Source organism: Synechococcus sp. UW69 (assembly GCF_900474185.1).
Taxonomy (GTDB): Bacteria; Cyanobacteriota; Cyanobacteriia; order PCC-6307; family Cyanobiaceae; genus Parasynechococcus.
Genome location: NZ_UCNW01000009.1, coordinates 341,307 through 355,853, shown reverse-complemented (window position 1 = coordinate 355,853; position 14,547 = coordinate 341,307). Strand labels below are relative to the sequence as shown.

Genomic DNA, 14,547 nt, shown 5'->3' with positions numbered 1-14,547 from the left:
GGTGGAGTGAACGATCTGAACGAAAACCCGTCGACTTTCGGAACCGACATCACTACGTAGAGAACGTGATGCCGATGGTGCGACGGGCTCAGCTTACCGATCCAGGCCCAGTTCAACCGTTGCATACAGTGCTTGGCTGCCCTTTCCCTTCCCCCAATGAGCGCTGCAGCCCTGAAGGTGACCACCGAAGCCCGCCCAAGCAGCCGTCTGGCGGTGACGGTCACCGTTCCTGGGGAGCGCTGCAAAACGAGTTACGAAGACGCGATCACCAGTCTCAGCCGCAGCATCAACCTGCCGGGCTTCCGCAAGGGCAAGGTGCCGCGCACGGTGCTGGTTCAGCAGCTGGGAGGTGTGCGAATCAAAGCCACAGCGTTGGAACAGTTGATTGATGGCGCCTGGCGGGACGCCATTCAGCAGGAATCCCTGGAGCCGATCAGCCAGCCCGATCTGAGCAGTGGCTTCGATGGGCTGCTGGAAAGCTTTGAGCCCGGCAAGGAACTCACCTTCACCCTGGAAGCCGACGTCGCTCCGACGCCGAAACTGAAGAGCACCAAGGGGCTGAAGGCGGAGTTCGAAACCGTCGCCTACGACGCTTCCCGTGTCGACGAGATGATCGAGGACTCCCGCAAGCAGATGGCCACGGTCGTTCCCGTGGAAGATCGTGCCGCGCAGAACGGTGACATCGCGGTGCTTGGGTTCAAAGGGACCTACAGCGATGACGGCAGCGAAATCGAGGGGGGCAGTGCCGATTCCATGGATGTCGACCTGGAAAACGGCCGGATGATCCCGGGCTTCATCGAGGGGGTCATCGGCATGAAAGTCGGCGACAACAAAACCGTGGATTGCCAATTCCCCGAGGACTATCCGAAGGAGGACGCGCGCGGACGCAAGGCCGCCTTCGAGATCGAGCTCAAGGACCTCAAGACCCGCGAACTGCCCGACCTGGATGACGCCTTCGCCAAGCAGGCGAGCGAACAGGAAACCCTTGTAGATCTGCGCAAAGATCTCGAGCAGCGGCTCAAGGACGACGCCGAACGGCGCCAGACCAGCAACCGCCGCGATGCGCTCGTCGCCGCATTGGTCGAGCAGCTCGAAGTGGACTTGCCCGAAGCCCTGATTCAGCAAGAGAGCCGCAACCTGCTGGAGCAGACGGCAGCCCAGTTCGCCCAGCAGGGCATGGATGTGAAGTCTCTGTTCACGCCCGATCTGGTGCGCAACCTGATGCAGAACTCCCGCCCAGAGGCCGAGGAACGGCTGCGCCGCAGTTTTGCCCTCACCGCCCTGGCTGAAGCGGAGGAGATCAAGCTCGACGACAAGGACGTTGACGCCAAGATCAAAGAGGTGAAAAAAGAACTCTCCGACGAGGCCAAAATCGATCCGGAACGCCTGCGGCAGGCCGTGATGGATGACCTGATGCAGGACCGTCTGATGGGTTGGCTCGAGGAGAACAGCACGCTCACCGAAAAGGCCCCGGCGGCGGATGACGGCACGCCAGCAGCCAAGAAAAAGGCTGGCGGCAAGAAGGCCCCCGCCAAAACCAAGTCCAAGGCGGACGCCAAGGACTGAGCAACGCCCATAGATTGAGCCAACTTCACCGCACACCGATCGCGTGATCGACGCCCGCAGTCACCACCCCATCCAGAACCGCTGGCGGGCCGCCATGCCCGTCTCGGCACCGGGGCCGCTACCCACGGTTGTGGAACAGTCCGGTCGCGGCGACCGGGCCTTTGACATCTATTCCCGCCTGCTGCGGGAGCGGATCATCTTCCTTGGCACCGGTGTGGATGACGCCGTCGCCGATGCTCTAGTCGCGCAGATGCTGTTCCTCGAAGCTGAGGACCCAGAGAAGGACATTCAGATCTACATCAACTCGCCGGGCGGCTCAGTCACAGCAGGACTGGCGATCTACGACACGATGCAGCAGGTGGCCCCGGACGTGGTGACCATCTGCTACGGCCTTGCCGCCAGCATGGGAGCGTTTCTCCTGTCCGGAGGCACCAAAGGCAAGCGTCTCGCCTTGCCCAATGCCCGGATCATGATCCACCAACCCCTCGGTGGCGCCCAGGGGCAGGCGGTGGACATTGAAATTCAGGCCAAGGAAATTCTGTATCTGAAGGAGACCTTGAACGGACTGATGGCCGACCACACCGGCCAGCCCCTCGACAAGATCTCAGAAGACACCGACCGCGACTACTTCCTTTCTCCAGCAGAAGCGGTTGAATACGGCCTGATCGATCGCGTGGTGGACAGTTCCGGGGACGGAGGAATCATTACGGAGAGCTGACAGAAGCGCTTCCGTTCTCGATCCTGTGTGTTCAGGGAGACGCCATCGGTTGATTCCTGTGTTGTTCTCCTGTGTGGTGCCCAGCGTTCGATGGCCAAGTTCGACGCCCATCTGAAGTGCTCGTTTTGTGGGAAATCCCAGGATCAAGTGCGCAAGCTGATCGCCGGACCCGGCGTCTACATCTGCGATGAATGCATCGATCTCTGCAACGAGATCCTGGATGAGGAGCTGGTGGATGGCCAAGGCAATCCACGCCACAGCCACGAGCAGAGCCGCAAGGCCGCACCTGCCGCGCGCAAGAGCAGTAAACCCGCCCCAACGCTGGCCTCCATTCCCCGGCCTCAGGACATCAAGAGCTTCCTGGATGAACAGGTGGTCGGCCAGGACGCCGCGAAGAAGGTGATGTCGGTGGCGGTTTACAACCATTACAAGCGCCTGGCCTGGCAAGGCGATGGCAACGGCGAAACCGAGGAGACCGCCACCCGCCTGCACAAGAGCAACATCCTGCTGATCGGACCCACCGGCTGCGGCAAAACGCTGTTGGCCCAGACCCTGGCCGAAATGCTGGATGTGCCCTTCGCCGTGGCCGATGCCACCACCCTCACCGAAGCGGGCTATGTGGGTGAGGACGTGGAAAACATCCTGCTGCGGCTACTGCAGAAGGCCGACATGGATGTGGACCAGGCCCAGCGGGGCATCATCTACATCGATGAGATCGACAAAATCGCCCGCAAGAGCGAGAACCCCTCGATCACTCGGGATGTCTCCGGCGAAGGTGTTCAACAGGCCCTGTTGAAAATGCTGGAGGGCACCGTGGCCAACGTGCCGCCCCAGGGTGGCCGCAAGCACCCCTATCAAGACTGCATCCAGATCGACACCAGCCAGATCCTGTTCATCTGCGGCGGTGCCTTCGTCGGCCTCGAAGACGTGGTGCAGAAACGGATGGGCCGCAACGCCATCGGCTTCATGCCCAGCGATGGCCGCGGACGCAGTCGGGCCAATCGCGACCTGCAAGCCGCCCATGTGCTGCGTCACCTGGAGCCGGATGATCTGGTGCGCTACGGCTTGATCCCGGAATTCATCGGCCGGATGCCGGTGAGTGCCGTGCTCGAACCCCTGGACGAAAGCGCCTTGCAATCGATCCTGACCGAGCCCCGCGATGCCCTGGTGAAGCAGTTCCGCACCCTGCTGAGCATGGACAACGTGCAACTCCAGTTCGCCGATGACGCCATCGAGGCGATCGCCCAAGAGGCCCACCGGCGCAAGACCGGCGCCCGCGCTCTGCGCGGCATCGTCGAAGAGCTGATGCTCGATTTGATGTACGACCTCCCCTCGCAGACATCCGTGAAGGAATTCACCGTGACCCGGGCGATGGTGGAGGAACACACCGGCGGCAAGGTGCTCCCCCTGCCTGGCACGGAACAACAGAAAACCGCCTGAGCCCTTGGCTGCCGCTGACCACCTGGAGGTGCCGCGTCAGCACGGCCTGTTCAACCATCACGGCATCGACCTCGGCGACGGAACCGTCGCCCACTACCTAGAAGGGCGTGAAATCCTGCGCAGCCCGTTGGAGGAGTTCACTCGAGGTCAACCACTGCGGGTGATCAGCCATCCCGATGCTTCGCCGGTGGGGGTAACCCTGCGCCGGGCCATGGGGCGCCTGGGTGAACAGGATTACAACCTGCTGTTCAACAACTGCGAGCACTTCGCTACCTGGTGCAAAACCGGGCGCCATCGCAGCGGCCAGGTGGACTCGGTGCTGGAGCAGGGACGTCACTGGAGCGGTCTGATGTCTTCCGCCCTGATGCGTGGGCTGGAACTCCTGGTTCAACGGGGCCTGCTCGATGACGATGCCCGCGCGATGGCCAGGCGGGGTGTGGAGAAACTGGAACGCCTGCGCCTGTCGCTGCTGGGCAAATTGGAGGGCCTCCTGGAACGGGCAGGAGATGGGACGGACCGCCGGCTGCTGCTCACGGGTCAGAGCCTTGCGGATGAGCTGGCGGCCGTGGAAGACCTCAAACAACGAATTGATGCCCTGTTGGAACAGCGCCCCGCGCTGCCAGGCTCGGAATCCTCTGAGTAATCTCCTTTCAACGCTCGCGGCGCATGAGTTCGGCCTACCAGCCGCTGCATCACAAATATCGGCCCCAGCGCTTTGATCAGCTGGTGGGTCAGGAGGCGATCGCCGCCACCCTGGGCCACGCCCTTACCAGCAATCGGATTGCCCCGGCCTACCTGTTCAGTGGCCCCCGCGGCACCGGCAAAACCTCCAGCGCCCGCATCCTGGCCCGCTCGCTCAATTGCCTGAACAGCGACGGGCCAACGCCCGAACCCTGCGGCACCTGCGAGCTGTGCAAAACGATTGCCGCCGGCACAGCCCTGGATGTGATCGAGATCGACGCCGCCTCCAACACCGGTGTCGACAACATCCGTGAACTGATCGAACGCTCCCGTTTCGCACCGGTGCAGGCCCGCTGGAAGGTGTATGTGGTGGACGAGTGCCACATGCTCTCCACCGCAGCCTTCAACGCCCTGCTGAAAACCCTGGAGGAACCACCTCCACAGGTGGTGTTCGTGCTCGCCACCACCGATCCGCAACGGGTGCTGCCAACGATCCTCAGCCGCTGCCAACGCTTTGATTTCCGGCGGATCCCGCTCGATGCCCTCAACAAACATCTGAGCTGGATCGCCGAACAGGAAGCGATCGACATCCAACCCGAAGCCATTCACGTGGTAGCCCAGCGGTCCCAAGGAGGGCTGCGGGATGCCGAAAGCCTTCTGGACCAACTGAGTCTGCTGCCGCCACCCATCGAAGCCGCTGCGGTGTGGGATCTACTGGGCGCGGTGCCCGAACAGGAACTGCTGGAGCTGGTGGAGGCCATGAGCAGCGCCGAACCGGTTCAACTGCTGGAGGCGACCCGCAACCTGCTGGACCGGGGCCGGGATCCTGGGGCCGTGCTGCAAGGTCTGGCCGGGATGCTGCGGGATCTGGTGCTGATGGCTGCTGCTCCAGATCGGCTGGAGCTCACCAGCGTTTCGCCCCAGTTCCGCGATCAGCTACCCGCCCTCGCGAAGACCATGGGCAGAGCCCGCTTGCTTCAATGGCAAGCCCAACTGCGGGGCAGCGAGCAACAACTGCGCCAAAGTGTGCAACCTCGGCTTTGGCTGGAAGTGCTGTTGCTGGGGTTGCTGGCGGAACCGGTGGCGGCTCAGCCCATCACCGCAGCCCCGCCCCAAACACAACCAGCGACGACACCAGCGATAGCTGTGACTCCGATCGAAGCTCCTGTGCCAGCTCCCGCCGCCGCACCAAACCCAACCGAGGCACCTACCGCCAGTCCCAAACCGGCACCTGCGGCATCACCGGAACTGCCAACGGTTTCCAACCCTCCGCCGTCGCCCAGCACCAACCTGCCCGAACTGTGGCAACAGATCCTGGGCAGCCTCGAACTGCCCTCCACCCGGATGTTGCTCTCGCAGCAAGCGCAACTGGTGCGACTGGATGCCAACCGCGCAGTTGTGCAGGTGGCTGGCAACTGGATGGGGATGGTGCAGAGCCGGGCGTCACTGCTGGAACAGGCGGTGGCCACAGCTCTCGGTGGCTCGAGGCAGCTGATCCTGGAAGCCAGCAACAGCGCCATGCCACCACCGATCACAACACCACCGATTGCGACTCCACCGATCGCAACTCCCCCTATCGCAACACCGCCAGCAGCAGTCGAGCCTCCAGCACCAACACAACCGGCACCTGCTCCAACATCAGCTCCGGCGGTTGCACCGGAACTTCCGCGCACGCAACCCGAGCCAGTGGAACCAAAGCCGGCACCTGCTCCAACGGAAACCAACCCTCAACCCAGCCCACCTTCAGGCCTGGATCGTCAGGCCCGCAATCTGGCGGACTTCTTCAACGGTCAAGTTCTCGACGTTGATGAAATCAATTGATGGGATGAACTGACGTCAGAACGAGCCAAAGGCTGAGGCGTCAAGGGCATACCCGATCACCTCCAGTTCACGCAGAGTGACGTAGCGAATGGCCTGGCGACCCGCCCAGGAATAAGCCACATGGAGCTCCCCAGGCCGCCCCTCAATCAGGGTTGGGTAGGCCAGTTGTCCATTGAGATCCCAATTCATCGGACCACAGAATCCAAAACCCGTATCGATATCTCGGATCCATGGCCAATGAAGGCCATCGTCATCGCTGATGGCGATCGACAACGGCCATCGGGTGCGGGGCCAACGGGCCTCTCCCCACTCCTGCTGCTCCCCAGATGCAGCAGGATCCGGCGCCAATCCAAAGCGATTGAAAATCATCGCCAATCGCCCACTCTCCAACCGACAGGCCTGGATGGAGCTGTTGTTGTTGGGCAGCAGTGTGGGTACCGGCGCCGACCAGGTGACCCCGTCGTCCGTGCTCACACTCCGGTAGATCTGATCAGCGAGGCGACTGCGAAAAAACTGGAGCAATTCCTTTCCATCCCTCGACGCAACCACTGAGCCATGCACCCTGCCGGTGCTTTCTGGAATGCCAAAGGGCTGGTCAAGACATTGACCGGACGAATCCAAACGCACCATCTCACTGTGATCATGACCAAAGGCCCCGCCTGCTTCGAGACTGCGGTAAATCGGCAACAACCAGTTGCCGTTCTCTAACGGATAAGGGGGATTACGGCAGAACGCCGGATCGTCGAACAGATCAGCAGGGGGCGACCATGCCTCAGCCAACCAGGTCCCAGGATCGGCAGGATCAAGACCCTCCAGCGCTAGGCGCTGATGCCGGAGGACGGCCGTCCACTGCATGGAAAAGCTGCTGGATGCCTCGAGATTGGAGCGATCCGCCGGATTACGAACCAACTGGGCGGAATGAATCAGATGCAGACACCTATCGGAGACGAACAGCAAGGGGTTCTGCTCCGACCGTTCCACATCTTTGGAAATCTTCTGCGGTTCCGACCAACAACCACCCTCTGAGCCAAGTAAGGACAAAAACACCGACATCCCAGCGGTCCCCTCACCGGTGCCTGCCATCCAGACACAGCCCAGCAAGTCAGGACGGATCCAACACAACTGGGGAGCATGGTTTTGTTCTCCCATCGGCTCCAAAAGAGCCCAGGCCCCTAGTTCAAAGGGTGTGACGAGAACCTGGCCCCATGCCATGTCTTTAAATCGATCCTCAGCCTGATCGAACGACGAAAAAGGAGGCACCATTAGACCTGAATAGGATTGTCCTGACCATGGCTGGTTTTGGCCCAGACCAGGCGTTTGGGGAGCAGTGACATCCGCACGGTCACCCAGGGAATCACCACAAACCAGTGGCCGAGGTAGGCAATGGCCACCAGGAGATTCGCCAGGCCAGCGGTTGGAATCGACGGACCCTCGCTGCCGCTGCGACAGCCACGCCAATAGGCCAGACCCGAAATGCTGAAGGCCACCAACGACAAGGGCCAGTAGACCGGAAAGCTCCGCGTGATCAGAGCTGTGCTCAGATCAGCGAAGGCCACCACCGGCAGGCCGTACTGGAGCAGGAAAAAAGCTGCCAGATCCCAGCGCTGGCGAACACTGAGCTGGGCCGACGTCAACACCGGCCAGTAATCGAAGAAACGCTGCAATCCTCCTTCCGCCCAGCGTTGCCGTTGCTTCCACAAGGCCTGGAGACCGGGGACCGCCTCTTCCTGAACCGGGGGGTCCCACAGCAGTCCTACCAAGGCCCCATGGGTCAACAGGCGGAAGCTGAGATCAAGGTCATCGGTCACGGTGTCTTCATTGAAACCGCCGCTGGCCTCCAGCACCGAGCGCTTGATCAGCTGGCCGTTCCCCCGCAGCTCTGCCACACCTCCATTAGCCAGACGCCCCGACTGGATCACCGCATCCAGAGCCATCTCCATCGCCTGGGATCGGGTCAGCCAGTTGCGATCTGCATCAATCACGGCCTTGCGCAGCTGCACCGCTGACCAGCCACCATCGAGCGCGTAGGGCACAAGGCGCTCGAGCAGGTCCTCCTGCAATTGGGCATCAGCATCAAGCACCAGCAGCCAGTCGCCACTCAGGCGATTCAAGGCGGTGTTGAGAGCACCCGACTTGCCACCACCGGCATTGCGCTGGCGATGGATGACATTGAGTCCCGGGTGCTCGGCAGCCAGGTTGTCCAGCAACTCAGGCGTGCGATCCACACTGCCGTCGTCGATCACCCAAGTGGTGAGTTGCCCTGATGGATAGCGCAGCGATGTGAGGCGTTCCACCAAACGCTGCACCACAGATTCTTCGTCCCGGGCGGCCACCACCACATCCAGGCTGGGAAGCTGCCCCGGATCCATTGCCGGGACGGCATCCGCTGCACCACGTGTCAGCTGCCCACGCATCACGGAACGCAAGCCATACCCACCAAGCATCAGAGCAAGACTGATGGCAGGCCAGAGCGAGCGGGCTGGGTCAAGCCAATGGGGAGCTGCACCAGCGCATCCACAAGCGAACAGGAACGCGGCCGACTTCACCCGTCGGTGATCACCAGAGGTGGCGTTCGAGCTCATCCAGATGCCCAGGTGGCAGGACTTTAAGGGGACTGCACAACTGTTGAGAGCGGGCCGTAGACAGTCCCTGGGTAGTAATGGCGCAGGATCCGCTCCACAGGCCAGCCCCGCCAGGCCAGATCGATCGCTCCCGCCTGCGACAAACCGGCCCCATGGCCGAAGCCACCGCCCAGCACCAGCCAGCGTTCTGCCCCCTGAGGCTCCAGCACAAACAGGGTGCTGGGAAGTGTCCGGAGAGTGCGACGGATGGCATCCAACCTGAGGGTGACCGGTGAGGCATCGCCGCTGCCGGCAATCTGCAACGCCAGCACACGGCCGCTGGCACCCCGCTCCAGAACCTGCAGCTGCAAGGGAGAAGCCAGCGGTTCTGCCGCTGCTCCGAGGGCCTGACGCAGACTCTGACCAGAGAGGGTTCGGGTCCAGCGGAAGCGGGGGTGCTGCTGGCCATAGGCCCCGGAGCGATCCGCCAGCAACGCCAGCACCGCCTGGCGCTGCTGCAGCGGCAAGGGATGACGACTGCTCCAGCCCTCATCCCCATCCGGTTTCGGACGCAGGTAGGTGGTGGGCTGCATGGCCCAGGCTTCCGGGCCGGCGGCCATGATCCCGCCATTGGTGGCGTGATACACCGCACTGATCGGTTGGTTATTCAGGCTGAGCAACTTTCCCTGGGTGGCCGCAATCGCTTCGCGCACAGCACCTCCCGCATGGCGGGGATCGCTATAAACCTGGCACTGGGTGTCACTGCAGAGGTGATAGCCATCGATGCTGAAGCGATGGCTATTCGCCAAGGCCCAGGTGCGCGCCAAAACGGTCTGGGCCTGCAACGCCGCCATCGGTGAACCGGCACCGATCTCATGGGGAACCACCCCCTCCAGATAACGCTCCACCGGCACTTGCTCCACCAGGGACCAACTGCCGTAAGCATCCCGTTGCAAGCGGAAGGGACCCTGAAAGCGTCCACCTGCCCAGAACAGTCCATCGGACGCCTCAATCGAAACAGGACCCTGCAACGTGCGTCCCCCCTCCGGCGTTTGCAATACCGGTTCGACGGTGCTGGTGAGCGTGCCTTGCCAATCGCGCACAGCGAGACCCTCTGGAACCGGGGCCCCTTCTGGCGCCCAGACCTCCCATTCCCCGGGATGGGCGACCTCCGCTTCAACTCCCAAAGCACGCCAACGGGAGGCGACACGATCCGCCGATTCAAAGCTGGCGTAGGGGCCTGCAATCCGGCGGGCCAACGGAAACGGAGTGCCCAAGGGCACGCTTCGCCAGGTGATCGCAAAATCCGATCCGCTGCGTTGCTCCCCCGTTGCATCCCGAAGGGTGAGCGATCCTGAGAAGGCACGGAGATTCAGCGGCGCCGCTGTTGCAGCGGCACCCAGGTGGTCCTCCAACGCCACCCAGAGCACCGGTTCAGGGCCCTCAATCGGCGGTGGGTCAGCGATGGAGCGGTGGGTGGGGAGCTGAATCGGTTCAACGGCAGCAGGCTCGACCGCGGCGGGTGACTGAGTTGCAACGTCTTCACGGGCCTTGCAGCCCAGACCCATACAAAGAAGCAATGTGAGAGTCAGGAACCGAATCATTCCGCGGGGGGCACGTCGGGACGTATTGTTGTCGTTTGTGCCCGAACGAGCAGACCAATGCCCAAGCTGAAGACCCGCAAAGCTGCCGCGAAGCGGTTCAAAGCAACCGGCACTGGCAAATTTCTGCGTCGTCGCGCTTTCCGGAACCACCTGCTGGACCACAAAACCCCTAAGCAGAAGCGTCATCTGGCCACCAAGGCTGTGGTGGATCGCACCGATGAAGAGCGCGTGACTCTGATGATGCCCTACGCCTGAGCACAGCTGCTCAGACGAGACCGTTCAACAAGACCTGATCCAACCCTTCCAACCTCATGGCCCGCGTCAAGAGAGGCAACGTCGCCCGTAAACGCCGCAACAAGATTCTGCGGCTGGCCCGTGGCTTCCGTGGTGGCAACGGAACTCTGTTCCGCACAGCAAACCAGCGGGTGATGAAAGCCCTCTGCAATGCCTATCGAGATCGTCGTCGTCGCAAGCGCGACTTCCGTCGCCTCTGGATTGCCCGTATCAACGCAGCCGCTCGGTTGAATGGCGTGAGCTACAGCCGGCTGATGGGCGGACTCAAGAAGGCGGATGTGCGCCTGAACCGCAAGATGCTGGCTCAGCTAGCGGTCGTTGACCCCGGCAGCTTCACCAACGTGGTGGCTGCAGCCAAGAGCTGATCTCCAACTGTGAACCTGCTGCCCCAGACCTACCTGCTGGGCCTGGTCGGCCTGCTTGCCATCGTTGCGGTGGTGGTGGGCCGACAATTTTTTCGTGTGCGACGTGACGAAGCACGACTGATCGAACTCGAAAAATCTGACACGGCCTCATCTCGGCAGGCATCGGATCTTTATGAGCTTGGATCCGTGCAACTGCGCAAAAGGCTTTACCCCCAAGCTGCGGCCACCCTCAAGCAGGCACTGAAACGCCTGAGTGATGAACCCGATGAGGCTCGCGCGCTGATTGAAAATGCTCTTGGCTTTGCTCTGGCTGCGCAAAAGGACTATTCCGGTGCCACCAAGCACTACAAGCTGGCGCTGAAGGCCAAAAAGGACTATCCCGTAGCCCTCAACAACCTGGCCTTTGCCCAGGAAAAATTGTTGAAAGACGCTGAGGCGATCTCGCTTTATGAGCAAACACTCAGCATCGAACCTGAGAACGCCACAGCGAAGAAAGGGCTGAAGAAACTCAAGCGTCGGATGAACTGAAGGGTGATTACATCACCAAAGAGGCTGAACGGGAATCTCGTCTTGGCAGCTGCTGGTCATCGCAAGACGACCGCCAACCCCGGTGCTGGGGTTGGCCACATTCACCAGGCGAGGAGCCTGCCAACCGGTAGGACTGAAACCTTGCAGGCCTAGGAAGACACCTCCGGGCTCGAGGCCAGCGATTAAGGGATCCGCCAAGGGAATGAGATCAAGCTGATCCGACTTGGCGTGCAAATTGCCCTGAACCGGTGTGGTGACGGACCCAAAGGTCATCGTTCCCCGTATATCAACCATCTGGCCCAACGCCGTCAGTTGGGTGATGTCCAAGGTGACATCAACGGTGGAATTGCCATCAAAGGGTTCAAACGTGCCGCACCACTGGCGGGGCAACGATGCAGCCAGATCTCCAGCACGTGCCACCGGATCGAAGCTCTCCACGTCTCCCTCATCGATTTCCAGAGGAACCGCAAGCTGAATCGGATCCAGAGGCAGCTGAGGATTGGTCTCAAACGGCACCTGGCTGCCAGCCGGGAGATCCATGGCAAGCAGGAACGGCATGGAAGACGATGGATGATGAGGGCACGGTAGGCCCTTTTGCTCACGCGCGTCATGGATTTGCCCTCCCCCTCATGCGACCCCCTCACCATTGGCGGGCGTCAGTTCAACAGCCGTCTGTTCACGGGCACCGGCAAATATCCATCAATGGCCTTGATGAAGCAGAGCATCGAGCGATCCGGCTGCGACATGGTCACGGTGGCTGTTCGACGGGTTCAGGCTGTGGCCGCAGGCCATGAGGGCCTGATGGAAGCCATCGATTGGAACCGAATCTGGATGCTGCCCAACACCGCGGGCTGCACCGATGCGGAGGAAGCGGTGCGTGTCGCCAGGCTTGGACGGGAACTGGCCAAGCTGGCGGGGCAGGACGAGAACAGCTTCGTCAAGCTGGAGGTCATTCCCGACACTCGGCATCTTCTGCCCGATCCGATCGGCACCTTGCAAGCCGCAGAGCGCCTGGTGAAGGAAGGCTTCACGGTGCTGCCTTACATCAATGCGGATCCCTTGCTCGCCAAACGCCTGGAGGAGGTCGGGTGCGCCACGGTGATGCCCCTGGGCTCTCCGATCGGCTCGGGCCAGGGCCTCAACAACGCCGCAAACATCGGATTGATCATCGAAAACGCCCGTGTTCCAGTGGTGGTTGACGCAGGCATTGGCGTGCCCAGCGAAGCGGCGCAGGCCCTGGAGATGGGAGCCGATGCCGTCCTGGTCAACAGCGCTATCGCCATGGCCGGCGACCCCCCAGCGATGGCCGAGGCCATGGGTCAGGCAGTGCTCGCCGGGCGGACCGCCCACCGCTCCGGACGCTTGCCGCGGCGGGACCAGGCCTCCGCCAGCTCACCGACCACAGGCATCGTGCAGTCGGCACCATGAGATAAAGAGACGTGAAGTGAGGTGAAGCCTGCTTCACAAAGCCAGGCAATAAGCAATTGGACTCATAAGGTCCGACCAGTCGCATCAGACCCATGTCGGTCACCACGGAAGACGGCGGTCGCCTCAATGCATTCGCCAAGGAGCCACGCATGGAGGTGATGGATGTTGCCACCAGCAACAGCCGCAACCGCAGCTCGATGATGATGCTGGTGACCGGTGGATTGCTCGTGGCCGGCATGGTGGCAGTGACCGTCGCCATCAGCTGAGACGGTCCACGCTGAAATCCCTGTAGTAGCTTGCCAGGAGTGAGCGTCACGCTCGTTCCAGAAGGAGTTTGGGGTGAAAGTTCTCGTTCTCGGCGGTGACGGCTTCTGCGGCTGGCCCTGTGCGGTGAACCTGGCGGATCAGGGCCACGAGGTTCTGATCGTCGACAACCTCAGCCGTCGCAAGATCGATATCGACCTTGAAGTTGAGTCGCTGACGCCAATCGTGAGCATCGGTGAGCGCCTTAAAGCCTGGGAAGAAACCGGCGGCAAGCCGATGCGCTTTGTCCACATGGACATCGCCCACGAGTACCAACGCCTGCTGGATCTACTGCTGGAAGAACGGCCAGATTCTGTGGTCCACTTCGCGGAACAACGGGCCGCGCCTTACTCCATGAAGAGCAGCGCCACCAAGCGCTACACCGTTGATAACAACGTCAACGGCACCCATAACCTGCTGGCCGCCATCGTTGAAAGCGGTCAAGAAATTCATGTGGTGCACCTCGGCACCATGGGCGTCTATGGCTATGGCTCCCACCGCGGCGCCACCATCCCTGAGGGCTACCTGAAGGTGGAAGTGCCCCAGCCCGACGGCAGCCGCTTCGAGGAGGAGATCCTCCACCCGGCAAGCCCCGGCAGCGTCTATCACATGACCAAGACGCTCGATCAGCTGCTGTTCCTCTACTACAACAAAAACGACAAGGTCCGCATCACCGACCTGCACCAGGGCATCGTCTGGGGAACCAACACCGACGCGACCGACCGCGACCCGCGGCTGACCAATCGCTTCGATTACGACGGTGACTACGGCACCGTGCTGAACCGCTTCCTGATGCAAGCCGCCATCGGCTATCCGCTCACCGTTCACGGCACCGGAGGCCAGACGCGCGCTTTCATCCACATCCGCGATTCCGTGCGCTGCGTCCAGCTGGCGCTGGAGAACCCTCCTGAAGATGGCGAGCGGGTGAAGATCTTCAACCAGATGACCGAAAGCCATCAGGTGGGCGAATTGGCCAAGAAGGTGGCTGCTCTCACTGGTGCTCAGGTGAACAACCTGCCCAACCCCCGCAACGAGGCTGTAGAGAACGATCTGATCGTTGACAACCGCTGTTTCATCGAGCTGGGCCTCAACCCCACCACCCTCGACGACGGTTTGCTGAAGGAAGTGGTGGAGATCGCAACCCGCTACGCCGACCGTTGCGATCGCAACCGCATCCTCTGCACATCCGCCTGGACCAAAACTCAAGCCCAGGCCATCGGCTCCGCATCCTGAACAAG

The 14,547-nt window shown here is 61.7% G+C and carries 15 protein-coding genes; 11 read left to right on the top strand and 4 right to left on the bottom strand.

What is annotated here, in order from left to right:
• The first annotated feature begins 156 nt into the window (after positions 1–156).
• The 5 genes from tig (at position 157) to DXY29_RS09415 (ending at position 6,226) form a co-directional block, all read left to right on the top strand.
• The gene (gene tig, locus DXY29_RS09435; protein WP_115025032.1) at positions 157–1,566 is read left to right on the top strand and encodes a trigger factor; all 1,410 of its coding nucleotides are present in this window, start codon (positions 157–159) and stop codon (positions 1,564–1,566) included.
• Between the two features lie 43 nt (positions 1,567–1,609).
• On the top strand, positions 1,610–2,284 hold the full coding sequence (gene clpP, locus DXY29_RS09430; RefSeq protein ID WP_115024764.1) for an ATP-dependent Clp endopeptidase proteolytic subunit ClpP: 675 nt from the start codon (positions 1,610–1,612) through the stop codon (positions 2,282–2,284).
• Between the two features lie 90 nt (positions 2,285–2,374).
• The gene (gene clpX / locus DXY29_RS09425) at positions 2,375–3,724 is read left to right on the top strand and encodes an ATP-dependent protease ATP-binding subunit ClpX (protein WP_115024763.1); all 1,350 of its coding nucleotides are present in this window, start codon (positions 2,375–2,377) and stop codon (positions 3,722–3,724) included.
• A 4-nt stretch (positions 3,725–3,728) separates the two neighbouring features.
• Positions 3,729–4,367 carry a lecithin retinol acyltransferase family protein gene (locus DXY29_RS09420; protein ID WP_115024762.1) on the top strand — a complete coding sequence of 213 codons (639 nt, stop codon included), beginning with the start codon at positions 3,729–3,731 and terminating at the stop codon, positions 4,365–4,367.
• 23 nt (positions 4,368–4,390) lie between these two features.
• A complete protein-coding gene (locus DXY29_RS09415; protein WP_115024761.1) occupies positions 4,391–6,226 on the top strand; it encodes a DNA polymerase III subunit gamma/tau in 1,836 nt (611 codons plus the stop codon).
• A 15-nt stretch (positions 6,227–6,241) separates the two neighbouring features.
• Here the strand turns inward: DXY29_RS09415 and DXY29_RS09410 are convergent, their stop codons facing one another.
• The 3 genes from DXY29_RS09410 to DXY29_RS09400 are packed head-to-tail and all read right to left on the bottom strand — an operon-like array spanning position 6,242 to position 10,391.
• The gene (locus tag DXY29_RS09410) at positions 6,242–7,489 is read right to left on the bottom strand and encodes an exo-alpha-sialidase (RefSeq protein ID WP_115024760.1); all 1,248 of its coding nucleotides are present in this window, start codon (positions 7,487–7,489) and stop codon (positions 6,242–6,244) included.
• Positions 7,489–8,808, bottom strand: a complete 1,320-nt coding sequence (locus DXY29_RS09405; protein ID WP_115024759.1) for a glycosyltransferase family 2 protein — start codon at positions 8,806–8,808, stop codon at positions 7,489–7,491. The genes DXY29_RS09410 and DXY29_RS09405 overlap by 1 nt, the downstream gene beginning before the upstream one ends.
• 23 nt (positions 8,809–8,831) lie before the next feature.
• A complete protein-coding gene (locus DXY29_RS09400) occupies positions 8,832–10,391 on the bottom strand; it encodes a SpoIID/LytB domain-containing protein (protein WP_115024758.1) in 1,560 nt (519 codons plus the stop codon).
• Positions 10,392–10,448: 57 nt separating this feature from the next.
• On the opposite strand from DXY29_RS09400, the gene rpmI reads away from it, so the two are divergent.
• Genes rpmI through DXY29_RS09385 form a run of 3 tightly spaced genes read left to right on the top strand, consistent with a single transcriptional unit; the run spans position 10,449 to position 11,578 of the window.
• A complete protein-coding gene (gene rpmI, locus DXY29_RS09395) occupies positions 10,449–10,646 on the top strand; it encodes a 50S ribosomal protein L35 (RefSeq protein ID WP_006852081.1) in 198 nt (65 codons plus the stop codon).
• A gap of 56 nt (positions 10,647–10,702) precedes the next feature.
• Positions 10,703–11,050: a 50S ribosomal protein L20 gene (gene rplT, locus DXY29_RS09390; RefSeq protein ID WP_011363098.1), complete on the top strand. Its 348-nt coding sequence runs from the start codon at positions 10,703–10,705 to the stop codon at positions 11,048–11,050.
• 9 nt (positions 11,051–11,059) lie between these two features.
• Positions 11,060–11,578: a hypothetical protein gene (locus tag DXY29_RS09385; RefSeq protein WP_115024757.1), complete on the top strand. Its 519-nt coding sequence runs from the start codon at positions 11,060–11,062 to the stop codon at positions 11,576–11,578.
• Positions 11,579–11,590: 12 nt separating this feature from the next.
• Here the strand turns inward: DXY29_RS09385 and DXY29_RS09380 are convergent, their stop codons facing one another.
• A complete protein-coding gene (locus tag DXY29_RS09380) occupies positions 11,591–12,136 on the bottom strand; it encodes a hypothetical protein (protein WP_115024756.1) in 546 nt (181 codons plus the stop codon).
• Between the two features lie 51 nt (positions 12,137–12,187).
• Here DXY29_RS09380 and DXY29_RS09375 point away from each other — a divergent pair, with 51 nt between their 5' ends.
• From DXY29_RS09375 to DXY29_RS09365, 3 genes are all read left to right on the top strand, one after another.
• Entirely contained in the window at positions 12,188–13,006 is an 819-nt protein-coding gene (locus DXY29_RS09375; protein WP_115024755.1) for a thiazole synthase, read from the top strand.
• Positions 13,007–13,098: 92 nt separating this feature from the next.
• A complete protein-coding gene (gene psb34 / locus DXY29_RS09370; RefSeq protein WP_115024754.1) occupies positions 13,099–13,272 on the top strand; it encodes a photosystem II assembly protein Psb34 in 174 nt (57 codons plus the stop codon).
• A gap of 73 nt (positions 13,273–13,345) precedes the next feature.
• A complete protein-coding gene (locus DXY29_RS09365) occupies positions 13,346–14,542 on the top strand; it encodes an NAD-dependent epimerase/dehydratase family protein (protein WP_115024753.1) in 1,197 nt (398 codons plus the stop codon).
• Positions 14,543–14,547 lie beyond the last annotated feature (5 nt).